This is a genomic window from Sorangium aterium (assembly GCF_028368935.1).
GTDB lineage: Bacteria > Myxococcota_A > Polyangia > Polyangiales > Polyangiaceae > Sorangium > Sorangium atrum.
In genome coordinates, this window is the sequence record NZ_JAQNDK010000007.1 from 549,275 (window position 1) to 570,483 (window position 21,209).

Annotated in this window: 18 protein-coding genes; 8 read left to right on the plus strand and 10 right to left on the minus strand. The window is 69.4% G+C overall.

Annotated features, from left to right (window positions below):
- Positions 1 to 65: 65 nt before the first annotated feature.
- A complete protein-coding gene (locus tag POL72_RS49980) occupies positions 66 to 707 on the minus strand; it encodes a hypothetical protein (protein ID WP_272104509.1) in 642 nt (213 codons plus the stop codon).
- A gap of 151 nt (positions 708 to 858) precedes the next feature.
- Positions 859 to 1,827, minus strand: a complete 969-nt coding sequence (locus POL72_RS49985; RefSeq protein WP_272104511.1) for a type VI secretion system contractile sheath domain-containing protein — start codon at positions 1,825 to 1,827, stop codon at positions 859 to 861.
- 118 nt (positions 1,828 to 1,945) lie between these two features.
- Here POL72_RS49985 and POL72_RS49990 point away from each other — a divergent pair, with 118 nt between their 5' ends.
- From POL72_RS49990 to POL72_RS50005, 4 genes are all read left to right on the plus strand, one after another.
- Positions 1,946 to 3,880 carry a calcium-binding EGF-like domain-containing protein gene (locus POL72_RS49990; RefSeq protein WP_272104513.1) on the plus strand — a complete coding sequence of 645 codons (1,935 nt, stop codon included), beginning with the start codon at positions 1,946 to 1,948 and terminating at the stop codon, positions 3,878 to 3,880.
- A 670-nt stretch (positions 3,881 to 4,550) separates the two neighbouring features.
- Positions 4,551 to 5,174: an outer membrane protein assembly factor BamB family protein gene (locus tag POL72_RS49995; protein WP_272104515.1), complete on the plus strand. Its 624-nt coding sequence runs from the start codon at positions 4,551 to 4,553 to the stop codon at positions 5,172 to 5,174.
- Positions 5,171 to 5,317: a DUF3072 domain-containing protein gene (locus tag POL72_RS50000; protein WP_272104516.1), complete on the plus strand. Its 147-nt coding sequence runs from the start codon at positions 5,171 to 5,173 to the stop codon at positions 5,315 to 5,317. The genes POL72_RS49995 and POL72_RS50000 overlap by 4 nt, the downstream gene beginning before the upstream one ends.
- A gap of 221 nt (positions 5,318 to 5,538) precedes the next feature.
- Complete coding sequence (locus POL72_RS50005; RefSeq protein WP_272104518.1) at positions 5,539 to 6,180, plus strand: hypothetical protein; 642 nt, start codon at positions 5,539 to 5,541, stop codon at positions 6,178 to 6,180.
- A gap of 205 nt (positions 6,181 to 6,385) precedes the next feature.
- Here the strand turns inward: POL72_RS50005 and POL72_RS50010 are convergent, their stop codons facing one another.
- The 3 genes from POL72_RS50010 to POL72_RS50020 form a co-directional block, all read right to left on the minus strand.
- Positions 6,386 to 6,790: a DoxX family protein gene (locus tag POL72_RS50010; protein ID WP_272104520.1), complete on the minus strand. Its 405-nt coding sequence runs from the start codon at positions 6,788 to 6,790 to the stop codon at positions 6,386 to 6,388.
- Between the two features lie 88 nt (positions 6,791 to 6,878).
- Entirely contained in the window at positions 6,879 to 7,802 is a 924-nt protein-coding gene (locus tag POL72_RS50015) for a sigma-70 family RNA polymerase sigma factor (RefSeq protein ID WP_272104521.1), read from the minus strand.
- A 76-nt stretch (positions 7,803 to 7,878) separates the two neighbouring features.
- Complete coding sequence (locus tag POL72_RS50020; protein ID WP_272104523.1) at positions 7,879 to 8,505, minus strand: NAD(P)-dependent oxidoreductase; 627 nt, start codon at positions 8,503 to 8,505, stop codon at positions 7,879 to 7,881.
- A 683-nt stretch (positions 8,506 to 9,188) separates the two neighbouring features.
- Here POL72_RS50020 and pdxR point away from each other — a divergent pair.
- Positions 9,189 to 10,907, plus strand: coding sequence for a MocR-like pyridoxine biosynthesis transcription factor PdxR (gene pdxR, locus POL72_RS50025; RefSeq protein ID WP_272104525.1), 1,719 nt, complete (start codon positions 9,189 to 9,191; stop codon positions 10,905 to 10,907).
- 114 nt (positions 10,908 to 11,021) lie between these two features.
- Positions 11,022 to 12,554, plus strand: coding sequence for a hypothetical protein (locus POL72_RS50030; protein WP_272104527.1), 1,533 nt, complete (start codon positions 11,022 to 11,024; stop codon positions 12,552 to 12,554).
- A gap of 79 nt (positions 12,555 to 12,633) precedes the next feature.
- On the opposite strand, the gene POL72_RS50035 is transcribed toward POL72_RS50030, so the two are convergent.
- From POL72_RS50035 to POL72_RS50045, 3 genes are all read right to left on the minus strand, one after another.
- Positions 12,634 to 14,505 carry a tyrosine-type recombinase/integrase gene (locus tag POL72_RS50035; RefSeq protein ID WP_272104529.1) on the minus strand — a complete coding sequence of 624 codons (1,872 nt, stop codon included), beginning with the start codon at positions 14,503 to 14,505 and terminating at the stop codon, positions 12,634 to 12,636.
- A 70-nt stretch (positions 14,506 to 14,575) separates the two neighbouring features.
- Positions 14,576 to 15,103, minus strand: a complete 528-nt coding sequence (locus POL72_RS50040) for a hypothetical protein (protein WP_272104530.1) — start codon at positions 15,101 to 15,103, stop codon at positions 14,576 to 14,578.
- 519 nt (positions 15,104 to 15,622) lie between these two features.
- The gene (locus POL72_RS50045; protein WP_272104531.1) at positions 15,623 to 16,030 is read right to left on the minus strand and encodes a hypothetical protein; all 408 of its coding nucleotides are present in this window, start codon (positions 16,028 to 16,030) and stop codon (positions 15,623 to 15,625) included.
- Between the two features lie 1,167 nt (positions 16,031 to 17,197).
- Here POL72_RS50045 and POL72_RS50050 point away from each other — a divergent pair.
- Positions 17,198 to 17,386 carry a hypothetical protein gene (locus POL72_RS50050; protein WP_272104532.1) on the plus strand — a complete coding sequence of 63 codons (189 nt, stop codon included), beginning with the start codon at positions 17,198 to 17,200 and terminating at the stop codon, positions 17,384 to 17,386.
- 33 nt (positions 17,387 to 17,419) lie between these two features.
- Positions 17,420 to 19,819: a TIR domain-containing protein gene (locus tag POL72_RS50055; RefSeq protein ID WP_272104534.1), complete on the plus strand. Its 2,400-nt coding sequence runs from the start codon at positions 17,420 to 17,422 to the stop codon at positions 19,817 to 19,819.
- Between the two features lie 225 nt (positions 19,820 to 20,044).
- On the opposite strand, the gene POL72_RS50060 is transcribed toward POL72_RS50055, so the two are convergent.
- Positions 20,045 to 20,335: a hypothetical protein gene (locus POL72_RS50060; RefSeq protein ID WP_272095885.1), complete on the minus strand. Its 291-nt coding sequence runs from the start codon at positions 20,333 to 20,335 to the stop codon at positions 20,045 to 20,047.
- A 24-nt stretch (positions 20,336 to 20,359) separates the two neighbouring features.
- Positions 20,360 to 20,827, minus strand: coding sequence for a transposase (locus POL72_RS50065; protein WP_373372178.1), 468 nt, complete (start codon positions 20,825 to 20,827; stop codon positions 20,360 to 20,362).
- Positions 20,828 to 21,209: the final 382 nt, after the last annotated feature.

The window sequence follows — 21,209 nt, forward strand, 5'->3', positions numbered from 1 at the left end:
CGGGGCCCCTGCCCGGAGCCGGGGCGCGGCCAGCGAATCCAAGCGTACTCCGAACAGTCAAGCTCTCAAGGCACCCGCTTCATCGTGATGAAGTCGGTCGCCATGCCCTCGACGATGGGCTTGAGCTTGAACACGTCGCCTTCACAGCGGTACTCGAAGACGGTTCCGGGGCGGTCCATGCCAGAAAAGGCGTTGGTCGCGGGAACGGGCATGTCGCGGCCGCCGAGCGTGGCCTTGGTCTCGACGCGCAGTCCGCTCATGTCGGCGCGCGTCGTCTTCCAGCGGCCAGGGCCCGCGGGCTCGTATTCCGCGCTCGAGCGGCCGTTCATCTTGAGCGTGATCCTCAGGGCCATCCCCGCCGTGGGCGCCTCGAACACGTTCTCGACGCCGCCCTCGGTCGTCTCGCACACATAGCTGCCACGCTCGTTGCCGTTGAACGTGCAGATGTACTTCCCGCGCTCGCTGACGACGCGCGCGCCCGACGAATTGCGCGCCAGCGTCTCGAGGAACATATCGGCATAGTCGTATTCCCACTTGCCTGCCGGGCAGCTCGCCGCCGGCGCCGCGGCGGACGCGCCGCTCGGGACAGGCGCAGCCGGCGCGGTCGCGCCCGCGGACGCAGGCGCGCTCGCGGATTCGGAGCGGTCACAGGCTGCGAGCGCAGCGATCGACAGCAGGGTGAACGGGAGCAGGTGCGGACGTGCCATGCGCCGAGAGTACGCGTCCAGGCGCGCAGTTGCACGCATTCTTCCCGGCGGGGCGTGTCGCCCTCGATGCCGACCCCGAGCCCGTCGCAGAGGGGGCCTCGGCGAGCTGAGACACCCAGTCGTTCAGCGCTTTCTCGGCTTCCTGCGGCGTCTAAGGCGTGCTGATAAGAGCGGTAGATGACCTTGAAATAATGAACGATACGGGCGAGGACGAAGGTCCAAGGAAGCTGGTCCCAAGCCTGTAATTCATCTCTTCGGCCCTGCCCTCGTCCGTGTCGCCGAAGGATCGCGGCGCTTGCAGGGAGTTCGCCGAGAAAAAGCACGCCTGCCCGGGAGCGACAGCGAGGAGCGGGATCAGCCCACGCTCCGCGATCCCGGCTTCTTGGGGCAAGGACAGCGCCACCTCGGTGGGGGCCTCGATCATGCCCTCTCCCTCGGGCCGCGGCAGCCCCTCGATCACCCCGCCGCCGCCGGGACCGATGATGTTGGGACACCACCGGTAACGCGCGAAGCTGTCGGTGAGCCGGGTCGCGAAGGCGAAGCTCGCGTTGCCCCAGCAGTAGCTCTCGTGATCTTCGGTGCTCTCCTCGCAGGCGAAGCTCGCCTCGGCGCGCTCGCCGCGACCGAACGGCGCGCGCAGCAGAAAACGCGGCAGGACCAGCCCGAGCGCGCGTGAGCACTCCTCCGCGCGCAGCAGTTTCAGTGCGTCGGAGCCCTGGGCTCGGTCCGCAGCGCCGAGCGCGTGGTGGTTCCCCACCCCGAGGAGGCGCGGCGAGGCCCCCGCCACGAAGGGCGCCTGGGCCAGGAGCGCCACCGTCGCGCATCGCTGGAGCAGGGTGACGTCCTCCGGCTCTGGGCCGAACTCCAGGTTCGCGAGGATGGCGCCGTACGGCTCGTGCCCGCGCCCGACCGCGCGCGCATAGACGACGGCGTGGAGCCCGCTCTTGTCGGTCGCACCTGCGGATGCGAAGTCGTCCCGCAGGTCGTCCTTCGAGCAATTGAGCAGCTCGAGCCGGATGTTCTCGTCGAAGCTCGTCCTCTCGACGACGAGCCAGAGCCCACGCCAGGCGCGCTCGACCCCGAGGCACCCAGCGCCTCCTCCTGTACGCAGACTCCGCACAACGCCGCCGCGAGTCGGCTGAATTTCAGCGCCCTGATGCACGCAGGAATGAGGAAAGCCCTCGATCGTCGCGTGTGCGTGAGATACTCGTGACCTCGACTTGAGGGAAGGAGATCGCATGCGCGCAAGGATGGGGCGTTGGACCTGGAGGATCGTCTCGCTGGGCCTGTTCTCGGGCCTGTCGCCGAGCTCGGCAGGATGCGGCGACGGCGGCGACAAGGGCCCCGAAATGTGCGGCGAGGCGGTCTGCGGTCTCCACCAGTCCTGCGATGACAGTCAGGCGCCCGCGGTCTGCATCTGCAACGAGGGTTACGTGGGCGTGGAGTGCGACGAGTGCGCGCCGGGCTACGTGCCCGAGGGCGAGCGCTGTGTGCCCATGCCCATCGAATGCAGCCAGAACCCGTGCGGCGTCTCGGGCACCTGCGTGGAAGGCCCAAACGGGGACCGCTGCGAGTGCGATGCCGGTCATACGGGGCCGACCTGCGCGCAGTGCAAGGACGAGACGCTGCAGGACAACGATCTCGACGGCACGTGCACGCCCGCGTGCAGCGCGGCCGCAGGTTGCGCGCCCTGGGAGGCCTGCGACGACTCGAGCGGGATCATCACCTGCGGCTGCGCTGCCCACACCACCGGCCGACACTGCGACGAGTGCGAATCCGGCTACTACCGCCTGGCCGACGGGCCCTGCGTCGCGGCGTGTAGCTACCGCATCGAATGCGAGGAGCCCCAGACCTGCAAGGAGGTCGAAGGGATCGACGCGGCTTGCAGCTGTCCCCTGGGGTTCACCGGGGGGGCATGCGACGCCTGCGCCGCGGGCTCCTCGATGGAGGGCGGGACCTGCGTGCGGGCGCCGAAGCCGGGCAGCTTCCTCGTGACCCGGAAGGACATGAACTGGAGCGTGCTCAACGAGCTCGACCTCGCATCGAAGACCTACACCCCACTGAGCAGCCAGGTGCCGTACCTGCTCTCGGTGGATCGTGAAGCGCGCGAGCTCTGGGGCGGCATCCATGAAGGCTCAGACGGCGTCCGCTTCGGCCGCTACACCCTCTCGACGGGAGAGGTCGAGGCGCTCAGCCCGAGCAGCCCCTTCAACGCGAGCACGGTCTTCGACCCGTCGCGGCGTGCCGTGTTCTGGGTGGTGCCCAACACCGCCACGTATCAGAGCGGGCAGCTCATGCGGCTCGACGTCGACACCGGGGTCGAGGCCCCGGTGGGTAGCGAGATTCCGGTCCGCTCCGGTGACTTCTTGGCCTATGACGCCAAGAAGGACCGCCTGGTGGGCACGGGCTGGAACATGGGCCTGATGTTGGTGGAGATCGATCCAGAAACCGGCATCTTGACCGAGATCGGCGAGCCCGTGCTTGACTCGAACCTCACCAACCCGCGCCTCGTGGTCGACGAGGAAGGGTTCATCTACCTGAGCACGACCCTCCTGCGCTCCCAGGAGCAGATGGTGCGGGAGATGCTGCAGGCCGTCGCGGTGCGGCTCGGTATGCCGAGCATCCCGGACGACGCACCGGTCGTGCTCGAGCACCGGTATTGGGCCGATCCGACCCTGCCCGTCACGCTCGCGTCCTCCAAGCAGAGCGGCAGCGAGGTCCTCGCGTACGACAGTCATGGCGACTTCCAGGACAGCGGGATTCCCGAGCCCACCTCCCTCAGCGTCGACGTGCACAACCCGGACGCCTGGCTCTCCGTCACCTCGCTGAACGAGAGCTTCCAGGTGCACGTCCCCGCGGATGCGAGCTTCAAGAGCCTGCTCATCTACACGGGCGGCACGGTCGCGCTCGACATCGAGCAAGGCTTCCAGGCAGAGCCAGGCACCATCCGCATCATCGCCGACGTCAGCCAGGGCGCGCTCGAGGCGCTCTCGCCCGCGGTGCGCACCTACAGCGGAGAGGCCGTCCAGTCGCGGCGCGCCCCGCTCGACGCCTACTTCGACGAGATGGACAGCTCCCCGCCCGCCTGGCTCGTGCGCGTCGACCCGGACACGCTCGCGGCGACCCCGCTTTTGCGCCTCGAAGAGCTCGGTTCGGTGCTGGCGTTCTTCTGAGTCTCGAGGCAGCCCAACAGGCAACGGCGACGGGGAGCACCAGCAGGGTCGTCGCTTTTCCAGGGCGGGCCGGATCGCATCGAGGTCGCCGCTGGGCCGGGGAGGCCAGCCCTTTCAAGGTGACTTTCCCCTGGATTCTGCGAGCAATCGAGCAGTCGACACGTGAGTTTCTTTCGCGTATCGGGTCCTCTTCGGCACGGGCTTTTCACGCCGCGCGGATGGCGCTTGAGCTTTCGGAGCTGCACGTGAGGTGCCCAGCGGAGCATCTCCTTGGCGAGCGCGGTCGGGGTCATCGTCTGAAACGCCTTCCAGGCGATAGGCTCGACGGCGATCGCCATCCCTGATGCCGTCGCGCGTACTTCGTTCGCGATGTAGTAGCCAGAAACTTCGTCCTGGATCTTCTCGGCTCCGAACTCTGCCCGGAGAGCGGCCTGCACCGTGGACAGAGCGTTGTATGTGGCAAGGGCGATACCGAACCCGAATAGCGCGGCGCGAGGATAGCCGAGGGTGGCAACCTCGCCCTGGAGCATCGCCGTGAGCGATTGGAACATCGTCTCCAGTGTCCATCTATTTCGGTACAGTTCCATCACCAACACGGCGTCAGCTGCTTTCTTGGGCAGGGTCGTGAGGAACGCCATCTCGGTGTCGCCATCTCGCCGCATGTCTCGCCGTGTTCCATGTCGTCCAGGGCCGCGCGGCCACCGGCGGGGGCGGCGGTCGCTGGACCCTCTACGGCAGGGACCTCGCCAACACCCACAACGCGGCCGGCGAGAAGGACATCGGGCCCGCGAACGTCGGGTCCCTCGACGTCAAGTGGACCTTCACCACGAGCGGCATCGTCCCCGCGACGCCGGCGGTCGACAACAGCGCGGTCTACTTCCCGGACGGGGGCGGCACCCTGTACAAGCTCGACGCCGAGACCGGGGCCCCGCTCTGGACGCGCAGCATCGCCGCCCTCACGGGCACGGCCGACGCCGTCTCGCGCACGAGCCCCGCGCTCCACGGTCACATGCTGTACGTTGGCACCCAGGCCGGGGCGTACATGCTCGCCGTGGACAGCCGCACCGGCGCCCTCCTGTGGAAGACGCAGCTCGACCCGCACCCGGCGGCGATCATCACGCAGTCTCCCGTCGTGCACGGCGGCCGCGTGGACGTGGGCGTCTCCTCGCGCGAGGGAGCGCAAAGCAACAACAGCAGACTGCCGAGCCCAGCGGCGCGGGCCAGTCGGGCGAGCAGCGGCCGTCGAACGCCCAGAAGGATCCGCGAGACTGGAAGACGGGCGACGAGCCGATGACCGGCGCGCAGGCCTCGTATCTCCAGACGCTCTTTCGGGAGGCGGGCGTGGAGTTCGACCCGAACGTGACGAAGGCGGAGGCGTCGAAGCGCATCGACGAGCTGCAGGCGAAGACCGGTCGCGGGCAGCAGCAGCGGGAGTGATCGGAGGGGCGCTCCAGCGCGAGGCTCTCCTCGAGCCGGACCGAGGCTCTTCCACGGCTCCCCGCGAACGGCCCAGCGCTCGCCCGTTCTGTTCGAGGATCCGTCCTGGGGCGTCCAGCGCGCCAAGCAGAGCCGCGGCGACACTTCCACACGATGCCTGAGCGGCATCGCCGGACCGCAGCGCTGCACATCTCAGCGGACGGTTGACGCGCGAGGGGACCGTGCCATCTCATGAAGGGAGGCCCTGGTGTCATCGCTGTCTCGCGCTCGTCGCTCTGCCCGCCGCGACGGCCGGGCTGAGCGTGGGGTGCAGCTTCCCCGACGCCGTCTTCACCGGCCAGACGAGCTCTGGCGGCGGAGGTGCGGGCGCCACCACGTCGTCGGACGCGGCGGGCGGCGACAAGGGCGCGACCTCGTCAGGCGGCGGCGAGGCGACGTCGCGCTCGGGCGGCGGCAGCGGCGGGGCGACGTCCAGCTCGGGCGGCGGCGGCGAGGTGACCTCGGGCTCGGGCGGCAGCGGCGGCGGGATCCTCGACTGCGACGCGGATGGCGACGGGTATCTGTCGACCGCCTGCGAGGGCGGCACCGATTGCGACGACGGCCAGGCAGAGGTCCACCCCGACCAGCCCAATACGTTCCATGACACGCCCATCCGCCCCGGAGGCAGCTTCGATTACGACTGCAGCGGCCATGACGAGCCGCAGATCTCCGCGGTCCATTGCGAGTCTGGCGGGCCCTGCCCGAACGCGTCGAACGTGTACCTGCTCGACGTCGGGTGCGGCGAGCCAGGCCCGTTCGGGAGATGCAATATCCTCTGCCAGCAAGACGTCACGTACAGCGGGCTCAAGCGGGCCTGCCATTGAGGCTGCCAGCGCACGTGCACATCGTGGGATGTCAGCCCGGCGGGAGCAGTGCGAGCAGCGCTCTCGCAGCAACCTTCTTGTCGAAGACAAGCACGCTCCGGATCATCTTCGCGCTCCCCGTGAGCTTCTCGCCCAGCGCTTCGGCGATGCAGGACGGTTGCGCGTGAGCGTACCGGCACGTGCCGTCGTCACGCTTCTTCGACGTTCAACCCAGCACACTCCGAGGAGCAACTCCGCCGCCCGCCCGCGTGCGCTCCAGCTTGTGATGATAAAGGTAGGAAACGACAAGGATACCGAAGAACGTCCAGTGCGGCAGGATGAGCCAGCGACTGTCGCCGCTGGAGAGATGGGCGATATCCGCGGAGACGAAGGTGAGGCCGAAGCCGAAGTAGGCAAAGTCTTTGACCTTGCTCGGTACCACAGGGATCAAGAGGGCCAGCGCGCCCAGCCCCTTTGCGACGGTCAGCTCCACCCTGAACCAGTCCGGGAGGCCGAGGTGCCGGAAAGCGTCTCTCTGCTCTTCGTTGAAAGCAAAGTTGTACGAGCTCCACAGCATGAGAGCTGCGATGAGCCCCGTCGTCGCCCAGTAAATGTATCTGTCTTTCTTCATGGCCATCATCTCTTTAAAAAATGAGCGCCGACATCGGCGCGCTTCCTGGAGAGCACCCGGCGGATCCGTCGGCTGACTCGGCAGCTGGTCACCCAGGCGGGCGAGGGCTCGACGTGGCCGACCGCCGCCCGAGGTAGCGGAGCCGATCGAGGTCGGCGTGGAAGAACACGCGCTGGATCTTCCCGTCGGCCACCGCGAGGAGCAGCGCCGCGAACGGTCGGTCGCCGGTCCAGAACACGATGGCGGGTTGCCCGTTGAGCTCGTGCTCTTCGATCTGGAGCTGGCCGGCATTGCGCGCCGTGGCCGCGACGATGAACGCGGCAATGCGCGCGGCGCCGTGCAGCGGCTGAGGGAGGTTGCGCTGGCGCTCGACCACGCGGCCTCGGGGCCCCCCGTCGGTGATCATGATCGCGTCGTCGGCGAGGAGATTCACGAGCACGCGAATGTCGCCCGCCAGGGTGGCGCTCAGGAAGGCCTGGAGCAGGCGGTGATGGTCGTCCGCTCGTGCTACGAGCATACGCCGCTCGACGGCGAGGTGCTGGCGCGCGCGCTCGAGCAGCTTGCGACACGCAGGCGCGTTGTTGCCGACGAGCTCGGCGATCTCCCGGTGGTCGAAGTCGAAGACGTCGTGGAGCAGGAGGACCGCTCGCTCCGCGGGCGTCAACCGCTGGAGCACGACGAGGAACGCCATCGAGACTTGCTCGAGCTTCTCGAGGCTGGGCATCCCCCCTTCGTCGAGATCCACCGGCTCCGGCAGGCGATCGGCGCGGCTCTCCTCGCGGCGCGCCCTGGCGGAGTCGAGCTCGTTGAGGCAAAGGCGCGTGACGATCGTCACCAGATACGCTTTCGGGGAGTCCGCGTCCCCCGCGTGACTTTCCCAGCGCAGCCACGCCTCTTGCACCATGTCCTCGGCCCGCCCGAGATCACCGAGCATGCGATACGCCAGAGCGATGAGGTCCTGCCGGCACGACTCGAAGGCAGCCACGCGGCGCGCTGAAGAAGGAGCAGTCATTGGAAGGGTCTGGCCTCCACGAGCAAAACGATCACCATCGGAGGGAGCGAGATTGTCGCACGTGCAGGCTCACGTGTCATCGCGCCGCGCCGGCGAGCCCGACGATCTCCCGCGAGTGAGTGCCTTGCTCCACACAATCGAGCAGGAACGTCGCTACCGCACGGAAGGACATTTCCCAGGCGCCTGCGGGGAGCGCATCGCGCTCGCTCCGGTACGTCTCCGCCGACGTCTTGATCAACCGCGGTGGTCTGGCGATCGTCCAGTCGAAGTTGGTCGCCCGAACCACGGCCTCCATCGCGATGAGGTCACGGATGTGGTGCTGGAGCAGCCAGCGAAAGACGACGAACCGCAGCGCTTTTTCGGGGAACAGCAGCGCCGCGGAGACGCTGCCGAGCCGCCCCACGCCGGCCGTCTTCATCGCCGCGACCGTGGTGGCCGCGCACTCGGCGAGCAGGGTGCTCCGCCGGAACGCCTCGCGCCCACTCGGGCCGAGCGCCGAGAGAACGGCGTCGTGTCCCCGAAGCGCGGGAGCGAGCTTTTCGACACGCAGCGGGTCGCCCTCGATGACGGTGAGCGCTTTGTCCCGGCGGGCAATCTTCCGGGGCGAGCGGACGAACGCCGTCACCTGGTGACCTCGCGCCAGGGCGAGATCCACGATCTGCGTTCCGGTGCTGCCGGTCGCGCCGAGCACGAACAATCGCATGGTCATGACCTGAAGACCGGGCAGCTCGCGAAAGCGTGACGAGATGCCAGACGAAGCGTCACGAATGCAACATGGCTCACCGGCGCATGATGGATCCGCGGCCTAGGTGCTCGTCGTTTGCCCGATCGCAGTGAGGCTCAGGCCGAAGCTTGCACCGGTTCTGCCCCCTCCCGCTGCTTCAGCAATTTCTCCGTATTCAAGAGCAAGGCGCATGCCGGTACTGGACCGGGTCTCGCTGCCCTCCCGTGCCGTTCTGCAGCGCCCCGTCCGGCTTCGTTCAAGCGCCTGACACGCACGGCGAACTCGGCGCCCCTGAGGACGGCGGAGCGCTGGGAACGGGTGCGGGTTCGGGGCGGAGCGCTCGCCGGCGTCGAGGAGCTCGGTGCGCGGCCGCCGGCAGCCACGCGGCCGCCATCCAAAGCCGCCTCGCCAGCGAGGATCGCCTCATGAACGAGAACGTAGGATGCCGTGCAGTCGCCGTGTTCGACCTGGTCCGGCAGATCCCAGTGCCCACGTAACTGCTCTATCCCACGCACGGCGCCCCGCGACCGGAGCGCTTCGGGCCCTACCCGCTCGAGGTCGCGCGCGACGCGAGCATCTCGGAGGGCCGGTCTCCGCTCGTCGTCATCTCGCACGGCAACGGCGCCACGCCGCGGGTCCACCGCGGCCTCGCCGCGCACCTCGTGCGCCGGGGCTTCGTTGTCGCCCTGCTCGAGCACCCGAGCAACAACCGCAAGGACAACAGCCTCCCGGACGCGGCCGGCCTGCCGAGGCTGGCCATCGGCGCGCGCCGGCCCATCGACGCGCGCGTCGCGGATATCGCGCGCGGCGCGCCTCGGTTGACAGATTCGGGGCGGCGGGGCATCGAGAGCTCGGGGGCGGGCGCCAGGGCGCTCCGCCCCTCCGACGCAGGCACGGGCGGCGTGGCGGTGACCCGAGAACTCGTTCTTCAGCTCGGCGCGGCGGGTCAGGGGCCGCTCTTTCTGCAGATCGCGCGGGCCATCGTCGAAGACATCGAACGGGGCCGCCTGCGCCCCGGCGAGCGGCTGCCCTCCAGCCGCAAGCTCGCCATCCAGCTCGGCGTGCACCGCAAGACCGTGATCGCCGCGTTCCTCGAGCTCGCGCGCCAAGGTTGGATAACGAGCGCGCCCGCCTCCGGCACCTACGTCTCGAGCGACCTGCCCGCCAAGCTGCCCCCCTTCCGCCGACGAGCCCTCGCCGACCGGGCCGGGTTCGACCTGCCCGGACGCCCCTTGCCGGCCCCGTCCTCGACCCCGCGCGCCGGCCTGCTCCTGCTCGGCGGGGTGCCCGAGCTCGGCTTCGTGCCGAGGCTGGAGCTGTGCCGCGCCTACCGCCGCGCGCTGCTCGGCGCCGGGGCGCGCGCGCTGATGGACTACGGCGACCCCCGGGGCGAGCCGCGCCTGCGCCGGGCGGTGGTCGAGTCGCTGACCCGGGCAAGGGGCGTGCGGGCGAGCGTCGAGTCGGTCAACATCGTGCGCGGCAGCCAACAGGGCCTCTACCTCGCGGCGCGCGCGCTGCTCGATCCGGGCGACTGCGTGGCGATCGAGGCGTACAGCCACCCCGCCGCCCGCGGCGCGCTCGAGCTCTCGGGCGTGGAGCTCGTGCCTGTGCCGCTCGACGGCGAGGGGCTCGACGTCGCCGCGCTCGAGGCCCTCTGCGCGGCCAGGCGGGTCAAGGCGGTCTACACGACGCCCCACCACCAGCTACCCACGACCGTCACCTTGACCGCGCCGAGGCGCGTGCGCCTGCTCGAGCTGGCGCGGCGCCGGCGCCTGCTCGTGCTCGAAGACGATTACGACCACGAGTTCCGCTACGAGGGGCGGCCGGTGCTGCCCCTTTCGTCCGCCGACCGTCATGGGGTGGTCGTCTACCTGGGCACCCTGTCGAAGATCTTGGCGCCGGGGCTGCGGCTCGGCTTCGTCGTCTCCACCCCCGACGTCGCCGAGCGCATCGCGGCCTACCGGGCCTTCGTCGACCACCAGGGCGACCACGCGATCGAGCGCGCCGTCGCCGAGCTGCTCGAAGACGGCGAGATCGATCGGCACACGCAGAGGGTCCGGCGCGCCTACCGCGCCCGCCGCGACGCGCTCTGCGAGGCGCTCGCGCGCCACCTGCCCGGGCTCGAGTTCGACCCCCCCAGCGGGGGCATGGCCCTCTGGGCGCGGGCCCCCGGCGTCGACATCGACGCGTGGGCCCGGCGCGCGCACGCGGCGGGCGTCTCCTTCCAGCCCGCGAGTCACTTCGCGCTCGGTCGCTGGCCGCTCGACTTCGCCCGCTTCGGCTTCGCCGCGTGCGACGAGGCCCAGCTCGCGGACGCGGCGCGGCGGCTCGCGCAGACCTTGCCGAAGGCCCGGTCGAGGCCTGCGGGGGATCGCCCCTGACGCGCGCCTCGCTCCCCGCGGCGCGCGGGCGACTGGACTACTCGACATCGACGATCTGGCCCCAACGTAGGGTGCCTGCGTGGGCTAGGGTCTGACCGAATAGGAGACCCGAACATGGTCAAAGCTTTCTTCGCCAGCATGACATTCAGCGCGGCATTGCTCGGCTGCGCCCAGACCGAGGCGCCGAACCCGCCCCCCGCGGAGGAAGAATCGGAGAGCCAGGCATCGCTCACGACGTCCACGAAATGGCTGGTGCAGCCGGGCGCGCGCCTGGTCTTGCTCGGCGTCACCAGCGACAATCACGCTCTCTACCAGGAGGGAGAGCTCGTGTACGCGACCGCGCTCAAGCCGGGCGCGACGAGGCAGCGAGTCGCCCAGGTGCCCTTCGGGAACACGGCGTTCGTCTACACCGTCGGCAAGGTCGCGTTCTGCTGGACCAACCCCGACCGGACCTTGCCCGGCTTCGGGGTCAGCCCCCTTGTCGTGTGGAGCGCGGCATCCGGCCCGCACGAGGCGTCCGCCGCCTCGCCCATCGGGACCTTCGCGACCTCGGCGAGCGCCGACGGCCGCTCGGTGCTCTTCCCCACCCATGGCAATGCCGACGGCAGCGTCGGCGACGTCGAGCTCGCCTCGATCGACATGAGCGAGCGCACGACGCTGCTCGGCGCCGTGCCGATGGGCTTCCCCCTGGGGTATTGTCGGCCCTTCGCCGCGTTCGTGGGCCGCTACGGCCGCTCGCACCCGGTCGCGCTGCACTGCGAGGGCGCCACGAGCTCTGCCACCTTGTCGAGCTGGGAGCGGGGCGAGAGGGTCGACCTGCTCAGCGGCGTCGCGACGCCCCCCTTCTTCAGCGCCGACGCCGACGGCGGGTCGTTCTTCACGACGCTGGCGGGCTCGGGGCACCCCGTCGTCGTCTCCGACGACGGCGAGGTGAGCGCGCTCGACGAGGTGCGCTCGAGAATAGGCTTCTTCACCAAAGGCAGCTTCGTCGTGTACACCGCGCAAACGGAGGCCGGCCTCGAGCTGCGCCGCGCCAAGCCGGGCGACTGTCCGTCGACCGAGACCATCGCCGACGAGGTCGGGGGCATTCTCACCGTCCTGGCCGGGTCGAAGGTCATCACCGACGCGTGGGCGTCGCCGGACGGGAGCAAGGTGCCCTTCTTCACCCAGCGCGACCCGGCGACCGGCCTCTCCGACGTGGCGCTCGCCGACGCGCGCGACGGTACCCCGCCCCTGTCGGTCGACCCGCAGGCGCGGAACGTGCTCGGCGGCCCGCCCTTCAGCGCCGACTCGAAGCACTTTCTGTTCGCCCGCATCGTCGACCTGACGGCCGGCACCGCCCCCCTCTTCGCCTCGGCCGAGGGCGGCGTGCGGCAGTTCAGCGACGACGGGGGCTGGAGCTACCTGCCGGCCGTTCGTGGCCTCGTGTCGTTCAACGACAACACCCACTTCGACGCGGAAGACTTCGCGAGATCGACGGCCGACCTGAAGGTCGTCGACCTGTCGCGCAAGCCCCTGAAGCCTCGGGTCATCGCGCCGGGGGCGAACCTGACCTACTTCAGCAGCCACGGCGGCCGCCGCCTCGCCTTCACGACGGACCTCCCGGGTACGACGGCTGGCCTCTATTCAGCCGGGGTCGGCGAGTAGACGCGCCGAATCGGCGCGTCGGGCCTGGCCAGCGCGGGCGCTGGTGCGACCACGGCGGCCTGAGGCGACGGCTCGCTCATCACGAGCTCGCCGGGCTCGGGTTTCGCGGATGGGCGCGGGTGGGGGCTATGCCCTCAAAAGGGGTGCGATCGGTGGGCGCCCCACAAAACGGCGGCAAACGCGACGGATCGCAACGGTTCGCCACCGCAAATTCGTTGCCCAAGGACTTCCCTGGTACGGAGGAGCGATCAGGGATAAGATCAATGATTTCAATGAGTTCAGCTTGGGGCTCGGACACCCTCGCGGTCGGCTTGGCCCAACGTGGGCCCAACCGGGCCCCTTCGGGGGCCTCGGCCTCCGCCGCGACGGGGGCGGAGAGGTCGGCCCGCGCCGGCGCCTGGACGGTCTGTGCGGGGGCGATGGCGGCCTCCGCGCTCGCCGCTCGCGTAGCTGGGCCAGCCGGCGCGGGAGTGCCCTCGGAACGCTCCTTGCCCGTCAACTCGGGGATCGCCTCATCAAGGGGGGCGAAGTCGCCTAGGCCGAGTTCCGCGACCTTGCGCGCGGCGCGCTTGTAGTGATGGATCTGGCCGCTCGACTTGTGCCCGGTCCGATCGGAGATCCACGTCTCCGTGCGGCCGTTCGAGAGCTTGATCGTGATGAAGGTCGCGCGCGTGTCGTGCAAGCGGATGTTCAGCCTTGAATCCGTGGTCTCGAACAGCTCAGGCCGAGTTATGCCCGCGCGTCGGAGGTGGTCTCTGAAGCGCTCCGCCCCGTTGCGACCCGGTAAAGAGTTGCAGCCCCACTTTCCTACGAAGACGCGTACCTGGTCCGGGCAGATCTCGCGCCACTTCCGGAGCGCGCGCACGACGTCGGACGAAAGCGCCCATGCCCGGGGCTCGTCCGTCTTGTTCTCATCGAGAACAACGGCTCCCCGGTCGAGATCCACATCCGACCACTCCAGCTGTCCGGCCTCGTCGGCTCGCATTCCCTCGCGAATGAGGAAGCCGTAGTAGATCCGGAAGCATAAGGGAATCACCTTGCTCCCCATGAGGAGCTGATCCTCGTCCGGGTACAGGTACCCTTTTGCCTTGTCGTGGTCTGCCTTGGGAACCCATCCGCGCGGCAACGGATTGCCGCCTATGAGGCGCGCTGGATACACAGCCAACGACAATATGCGGTGAACGACCATCGCAACATTTCGGCGCGTGCTAGGCTCCAGGTGCCCCGGCAACAAGGACATCGCGCGATCGGCATGATCGATCGTGAGGCGCACGAGAGGAACGGGACCGAGCACGTCGAGTACGTGCGCCAACCTCGATCTGTAATCATCCGCACTGCGAATCGCCTTCACATGATCCGGGTACTGCTCGGCCAGCTTTCCGGAAAGCACCCGCTCAGCAAACTCGGCAAAGGTGGTTTCTCCGGTTGCGCGGGCGCGCGCTTCTCCCTTGCACAGCTGGTCGATGGCAAGCCGGACATCCCGAAGAGCGCTTCCCTCGCGTGCGGCAGCCTGCTCCAGCAGCGGCACGCCGAGCACGATTTGCCCGGCGGCGAGCAGTCGCCCCGCAAGTCCCGACAGCACCTGCAGCCGCGCATTGGCTTCTTGCTCCGTACGGCACGTCGGCAGGGTGAACGTGGGTCGACCGGCCTCGCCGAGGCTGAGTCGTGCGCTCCACGCCTTCCCGCGCAGCCGGACGGAGCCGGAGCCATTGGCGCGCTTCTCTCCTGCGGACCTGCCGGTGGTGCAGGTGGTCGGCTTCGGGTTCTCCGTCGAACTGGCCGTACCAGGCGGGGCCGCGTCGGGCGCACCGGCCTTCCCCGGCAACGAGGGGCGCCCGCCGGAGCGGCCCGAACGCGGACGCCGGTCGGGCGATGTGGATGCGGGAAGGGATGATGAAGGGAGGACCGGCGAGCGCTTGGCACGCGCCCGCCGCTGGGGTATGTCGGTCATGGATCGGTCTCCGGTGATGCGGGGGTCGATCAAGGGCTCGTCCGGCGCTCCACCGCCGAGCGAGCCCGCTCTACTTCGGCGGCAGCTTAGCACGGCGTGTTCCTGCAGGAGGAGCGCTCGCCCGGCCGGTGCGCGGACATGGGACAGATTCGAGGCCAGCAGAAGCCAGCACGGCGGCAACCCGCGTGCGCTCGTCCGCGTCCGAGGCACGACGCGAGGCCGGCTCACTGGCCAGCGCCCGCAGGTAGGCAACGAACGCCTCGCGCTGGACGAGGCGAAGCTTGCCGAGTTTCGTGATCAGCAGGGGAAAGCCCGGCGCGCGGATCGTGTCGAGGAAGACACGCGCCGGGATGCCGGTGACCGACTCGACGTTCTTCTGCGAGAGCATTTCCGGCGGCGGCGCCGTGATCGTCAGCCCATCCAAGGGGATCGCGAGCGTTGCAGTTGCCGTCGCCGCCGCTGGCTGGTCGATCACCTTCGGGCTGGACCATCCGCCCGCGGAAGTCTCCGGGTTCTCTCTGTCGGTGGCGCGCACGCCGCCGTCAGCCTGACGACGAGCAAGCGGTGCCGATACACGCGCGAGAGCCGCTCGTGTCATGCCATACCTCCATCCGTGTTGGGTTCGTGCGCAACCGTGACCGCCGCTTCTGGAAGGAGCCCGAAGCGGTAATTCTGTGTCGCCGGTAATTCGACACGACTTTCCCTGAGACCTGCCTGGGGAAAACACCCTGTCGCATCGCGGGGTTGGGTGTTCTGGAAAGCCCTGCCGAGGGGCCGAAATGGGAGGTGCGAAGGGCTCGATTTGGTAATTTCGCGCGCTCCAGCGACGCCGCGCGTGGAGGCGACGTAGAGCCACCCATCGGGCCTTGTCCACCCCGGGCGAGCGCGACGCCGTCGCAGAGATCGAGGCGGACGTCGGCGAACGTTGCGCCGTCGGCCTCGTCCATCGGGCCGAGCGCGGCGCCGTACCCGCACCGCGGCTGCACCTTGACGCGCCTGGAGCTGCACGACGTCGCGCATGCGCCAGCGTCGTCTGCTCCCTGAATTGGGATCGGCGAGCGGGCGCGATAGGCACGCACGGGAGAAGTGCGCGGCGAAAGTCCAACGCGATGCCGCTTCATGTGCTCGACTCGCGCGCTTCCCGCCGGGTAGCGCTGCACCGCAGACCAGCATGCCGATCGCTCGGATGTGGGCTTGAGACCGCGGGCGTCCCGCGCTCCGCCGCCTCCCACGCGGCTCGCATGCTGCTTGCAAGTTTTCCTCCCCCCTCCATCGGCGGTCCCATTCGCTTCAGCGCCTCCAGGCGCACAGCCTCCAGTTTCGACCGGCGCGGCGCCGTCGCCCGGCGCTTCTCCACGAGCTCACCGAGCACCTGCGCCGCGCGCTCCCACTGCTCCGCCGCCCCCGGCGCGTGCGCGATCCTTCGCACGGCGTTCCAGGGCGCTTCAAGCTGATCACACAGGTTGCCGATCTCGGGGTGCAGCCGTGCGATCGCGCGCAGGTGGCACCGGGTCTGCTTGTTCATCTGGAAACACTCTTCCAGGACGTGGCTCGGCGCGCGGACAACTCCGCACGCGAGCTCGTACCAGCGCCGCGAGCTCATGCGTCTACAAAAGCACCGAACCACAAACCTGCCAGAGCGAAGCCTTCATTTTCCGTTCAACTTTAAAGAGCGTTAAAGCACAGTACAAGAGTCGGCTCCTGGCGAGGGCGACGGCATTAAAGTCTGATGTAACGTGCGACCAAGAGGACGCCGGTTCTCACGTGGCACCGTGACCTGACTGGCATTCGCTGGGGCCCGATCACGTGACCTCGGTGTGCGGGGTGACCCCTCCGGCGATCCCACCGCCCGGCCGTCGAGCGGGGCCAGCTCCGGCGGCGCGGCCGCGAGCCGCGCTGGCGTCCACCTGGGCGAGCTCCGCCCTGCGCCAGGCTCCCGCCTGGACGAGCTCCGCGGCCCCGTGCGGCGAGTTCGCGCCCTGCTGCGTGCTCGGCTCCAGGCCCAGGCCGGCCCGGCGTCCGCCGGGAAGAGCTCACGCCGCGCCCTTCGGGCCGCCCCGCGGTCGTGCCCGCCGCGCGCCGCCCGTGCATACGTATGCGACAAGACGGAGGTCGGCGGCTCGTCGGAGCCCATCAGCCGACCCCGCGCAAAATTACCAAATCGACCCCTTCGCGCCCCCCAGAATCGGCCCCTCGGGCGCTCCCTCGAAACGGCCTAACTGCGCGTCATCAGAGCGGGTTCCCCGCCTGACTAGATCCCGGTAACTCGCGACGAGATACCGGGTCGTCAGAATTACCATTTCGTGCCTCCTCACGCGCGCTCGTTCAGGCTCTGTCCCGAACCCGAAACGCCAACACAACGGAGGTTCGGATGTGGCAGGAGTAGCTACCCTCGCGCGGTCGGCGGCTCCAGACGCGCGGTCGGCGGGCCCGCTGGCGGGCGACGCTGCTGCACGGGCGGCATCGTGTGAAGCCCCAGGCGTTCAGCCGTCAGCGCGCCGTGACCGCGACCTTCCCCACGGCGCGCTCCGACGAGCCGCCCGCGCGCGAATAAGCACCGTCAGGGAGATGTAGGGGGCTGGGGCCCATCCTGATCAACTTGTTTGAGGGCGCACAAAGAAGCCCCCTCAGAGAACTTGGTGAAGTTCGCCCGAGGGGGCTCCCCTCCGGATGTCAGGACCGGAGGTAGACCATGCTGCACGACCCCCATCTTGGGCGCGAGTTCTTCAGGGGGCTGGTGAAGGTGGACGAGGCAGTGACGCGCCGGGGCGCGGCCGAGGGCTGCCCCGTGTGCGACGAGCCGCTGCACCGGAGCGACTACGACCGCAAGCCGCGTGGGGCCCTGGTCGCGCCGCCGCGCGGGCGGGGGCGGTGTCGTTGACGCGGAGAGCGCCTCCGTTGATGCTCTCACGCCGTGACCCGCTCCGATGGCCGGCCCGTCCGGGTGCTGATCAGCTTTAGCCCCGCGGATCGCGCGCTCGAAGAGCAGCTCGTCCGCCACCTCCACGTCCTCGTCCGCTTCGCCGGGATCGATCTCTGGACAGCCGACCGCGTGGGCGCCGGCGAGGACTGGCGCGAGGCGTTCGACGCGGCCCTAGAACGCGCAGACGTCGCGCTCCTGCTGATGAGCGCCGACTTCCTGGCGTCGGACTTGGTGCAGGACGTCGAGATGCCGAAGCTGCTCCGGAGGAGAGAGGAGGGCGGGCTGAAGGTGATCCCGGTGCTCCTGCGGAGCTGCCTCTGGCACGCGCACCCCTGGCTCGGCGGCCTCTCGCCCCTGCCGGGCGGCGATCGCGCCATCGCCTCGCTCCAGGAAGACGACCGCGATCGGGCGCTGATGGGGATCGCCGCCGAGGTCGCGCGGTGCTCCGGCGCCCTGTCCTCGCCCGGCCCTCTCGATGACGTGCTGGCGACGGGGCGCGACGCGGCGCTCCCGCGCGCCGCAGACAACGAGATCCTGGTCCTCGTCGCGCAGTTTGCCAGCGCGACGCCGGACCGCATCCACGTCGAGGAGCGAATCTCCCGGGCGCTGTCCCGCGCGAAGGAGCGCCTGCCGGGCGTCCCATTCCGGATCGAGCGCCTGCGCGACGTCACCATCGGCGACGGCGACGAGGCCGGCGCGGCGCGGATCCTCGCGAGGTGCAACGCCAGGCTCCTGATCTGGGGCCACTACGACGCCATCGGCTTCGCGCCGCGGCTCCTCGTCGACCCCGCTGCGGTCCTGGAGTCGGCGGTACCGGTCTTCGACGAGGTCCTCCGGGACGACGCCGACGCGAGCTTCCGCCGGTACATCCTGAGAGGGCTGGGAGACGACCTCCGGACCTGGGCCCTGCTCGTGATCGGCGAGCTGCTCTACTGGGGCCGGCGCTTCGACGACGCCATGACGGCGATCGACCTGGCGCTCGCCGACTGGGACGCGCGTCCGGACGAACCCGATGCGGAGCTCCAGGCTCGGGTCGCGCGCGGGCTCTTCTACAAGGGGGTGGTCGCGGGCACCCAGCGGGGCGACGTCGCGGCGGCAGCCGCGTGCTTCCGGCGGGCACTGGAGCTGAGGCCGGCGGCCTACGTCGCGGCGTACAACCTGGGAGACGCGCTCTACAACTTGGGCGACCACGAGGGCGCGATCCGGGCGTACACGACCGTGATGGACACCGGCGGCGCGCACTACCCCTCGCTGGTCGGGCGCGGGCACGCCCGCTACGAGCTCGGGCGCTTCCGCGAGGCCGTCGAGGACTACACTGCGGCGCTCGGCCTGATGACCTCGGCGGATGTGCTCCTTGCGCGCTCGCGGGCCTTCCAGAAGCTCGGTCAGGCACGCTTCGCGCTGGGCGACTACGCGCTGGCCAAGGAGGTGGACCCCTTAGCCTCCCTGGCCTGGGATTACCTGGACGCCAGCCTCTTCCCCTCGCTCGGCAAGAGCGAACGAGCGGACGCCCACTTCGCCCCTTTCGGAGACGGCTCTCCCGCGGAGGTGACGTTCTTTTCGGACCCCGCGCGGCGCTTTCTCGGTCGCCCGGCGCCGCCGCTCGGCACGCGTGGCAAGCTGGTCGATCCCGCCGTCGACGCCGTGGCCGGCGCGCTCTCGGATCTCTACCGCTCGACCGGCATCTTCAAGGAGGGAACGCCGACTTACGTCGAGAACGGGCGGATGAGCGCAGGACACGATTTCCTCAGGGCGTTCGCCGGCGGGTTGCCGGACCCCGAGGGGGTGTTGCGCACGGTGGTCACCCTGGTGCGCTTTGGGGTCCGCAGGCCGCTCTCCGCGCTGGTCGAGCTGCCGGACGTGCGCGCGCGGCTCGCGCCGCGGCTCTCTGCCGCCCTCGACGTGCTCCTCACGCGGGACGCCGCGTACCTGCACGCGATGGCCATCACCGGCTGCGATCCGGTGGACTGGATCGGCGACGAGGCGCGCCACGTACCTCTTTGCGAAGCGGTAGCCGAGCGGATCCGGGCGCTTGAAGGGGACACCCACGACTACACGGTCAAGACCAGGCTTCGCGACAAAACGATCATGGACGTGCTCTTCGGGCTCGGGCCCCCCGACGGCGGCTTCAGCTCGATGTCCTTCAAACGCGACGACGCCGCGAACCTCGGTGTCTCCTACCGGCAAAGCAGGGGGGAACGCGTCCAGAGGACGTGGCACGAGAGGGACGTCGACCGTATCGCGCGGGGGCGCGCCCGGAGACAGATGGCCCGGATAGGGGACGACGCTGCGTTCTGGAGGCGCGTCGACGATCTGCTGGGCTTCCTCGTCGAAAACGCGATCCTGCCTGCCCGCGTCCGGCAACGGATTGCCGAGGCCTGGCACAACTGATGGCCATTATCCAGTCCGTACGGAAACCCATCAGCTAGCCTGGGCGGCAACACAGCGTCCCGCCCTGTCGGTTTCGTCACGCGGGGTCCGCCGGGTACCGCGCGCGGCACTCCAGCGGCTCGGCGAGCAGACCGAGGTGGCTCAAAATCTTCCTCGCCGTCGCCTTATCCGTGATCGCGGCCATGAGTCGCATCCGTCCGCTGCATCGCGGGCACGCGAGAACATCTACGGCGTAAGTCCGCCGCGAAAGCTTCGACCATTCGACGCGAGGCGACGTCGCCAGAAGGAGCCATGCAGCAGCCGATCAAGGTGCCGGACCGAGATCCCCTCCGACACGAACCCAACATCGGCCGACGGCAGCACAGCGCCCAGCGCAGTCGACACCCGCTCGCGCTCGACCTCGCCATGCACCATCGTCAGCAGCGCCCCAACCACCACGTCCCGAGCGCCTCGCTCCGACACTGCCGACGGCGCCGCGTCGCTTCGCTCGTCTCCTTTGCGCAACGGCTTCGCCATGCCTCTCGCCCGCCCCTTCGACGCCTAACTCGTCGGCATGGGCGTGATCGTCGTCTTCTTGTCATCGCTGCCCGCGCTATCAGCTCCGGCGCGCTGGTCGCCCTTACACGCCTTCCCCGTCGCCTTCGGTACCACGACGCTGCGTTGCTTCGCATGCGGCGCGAGCACACCGTGGTAGCGCACCAGCGGATGGCGCGGCGGCGGCACCAGCGCGGCGAGCCTCGCGAGAAACACAATCGGCATCATCACCCGATGCGTTCCTTTTCGCCGCGGGTACTTCACCTGATAGGCCACCCGACCGTTGCGGAGGATACTGAGCTGCCCCAAAGCGAAGCAGGGACGCGCGCGATACAGGACGAGCCGCTCGCGCCCCTGGTCGTCGTAGCCCTCGATGCGCACCGCCGCCTCGACGTTGAAACCATCGAGCTCCACCGTGAGCGGCCCATGGCGCTTCGGCTCGAACCGCGCTTCACCTCCATCGTCCGGCGGCACGACGGTCTCGTCCTCAATCCTCACGAACTCGCCCCTGCGGAGCGCGACCTCAGCGCAAGCGTCAAGCGCACTCCGTTCCGGCGCTTCGTTCGAGCGCTCTTCGTTCGGGCGCTCGTCGAGCAGGCCGCGCTTTCGGAGCCAGCGGAGCGTGCGCTCTCGGACGCGCTGCACGATGTCCTCGAGCTCCTCGTCCCCCCACCGCGCGCCTGGGCTACTGTCGGGCGTCGCGATCGCTGTCGTGCGCGCTGATCTCCCCTACTGGGTCAATCCACTCAATCTCGGGCTGTACGAGGCGCCGCTGATAACAGCGTGCTTGGCCGTGGAGGAAGTGTGCGCACCGTCACGCACGCTTTCACGCTCGGACTACGCTCTCCTCGCTGCG

What these genes read in the sequence shown, in the direction of transcription:
- POL72_RS50035 (WP_272104529.1), bottom strand. Translation starts at nt 14,505, where the DNA reads ATGACCGACATACCCCAGCGGCGGGCGCGTGCCAAGCGCTCGCCGGTC.
- POL72_RS50015 (WP_272104521.1), bottom strand. Translation starts at nt 7,802, where the DNA reads ATGACTGCTCCTTCTTCAGCGCGCCGCGTGGCTGCCTTCGAGTCGTGC.
- POL72_RS50000 (WP_272104516.1), top strand. Translation starts at nt 5,171, where the DNA reads ATGACCGGCGCGCAGGCCTCGTATCTCCAGACGCTCTTTCGGGAGGCG.
- POL72_RS50060 (WP_272095885.1), bottom strand. Translation starts at nt 20,335, where the DNA reads ATGGCGAAGCCGTTGCGCAAAGGAGACGAGCGAAGCGACGCGGCGCCG.
- POL72_RS50050 (WP_272104532.1), top strand. Translation starts at nt 17,198, where the DNA reads ATGCTGCACGACCCCCATCTTGGGCGCGAGTTCTTCAGGGGGCTGGTG.
- POL72_RS50020 (WP_272104523.1), bottom strand. Translation starts at nt 8,505, where the DNA reads ATGCGATTGTTCGTGCTCGGCGCGACCGGCAGCACCGGAACGCAGATC.
- POL72_RS50045 (WP_272104531.1), bottom strand. Translation starts at nt 16,030, where the DNA reads ATGAACAAGCAGACCCGGTGCCACCTGCGCGCGATCGCACGGCTGCAC.
- POL72_RS49990 (WP_272104513.1), top strand. Translation starts at nt 1,946, where the DNA reads ATGCGCGCAAGGATGGGGCGTTGGACCTGGAGGATCGTCTCGCTGGGC.
- POL72_RS49980 (WP_272104509.1), bottom strand. Translation starts at nt 707, where the DNA reads ATGGCACGTCCGCACCTGCTCCCGTTCACCCTGCTGTCGATCGCTGCG.
- POL72_RS50040 (WP_272104530.1), bottom strand. Translation starts at nt 15,103, where the DNA reads ATGACACGAGCGGCTCTCGCGCGTGTATCGGCACCGCTTGCTCGTCGT.
- POL72_RS50010 (WP_272104520.1), bottom strand. Translation starts at nt 6,790, where the DNA reads ATGAAGAAAGACAGATACATTTACTGGGCGACGACGGGGCTCATCGCA.
- POL72_RS50030 (WP_272104527.1), top strand. Translation starts at nt 11,022, where the DNA reads ATGGTCAAAGCTTTCTTCGCCAGCATGACATTCAGCGCGGCATTGCTC.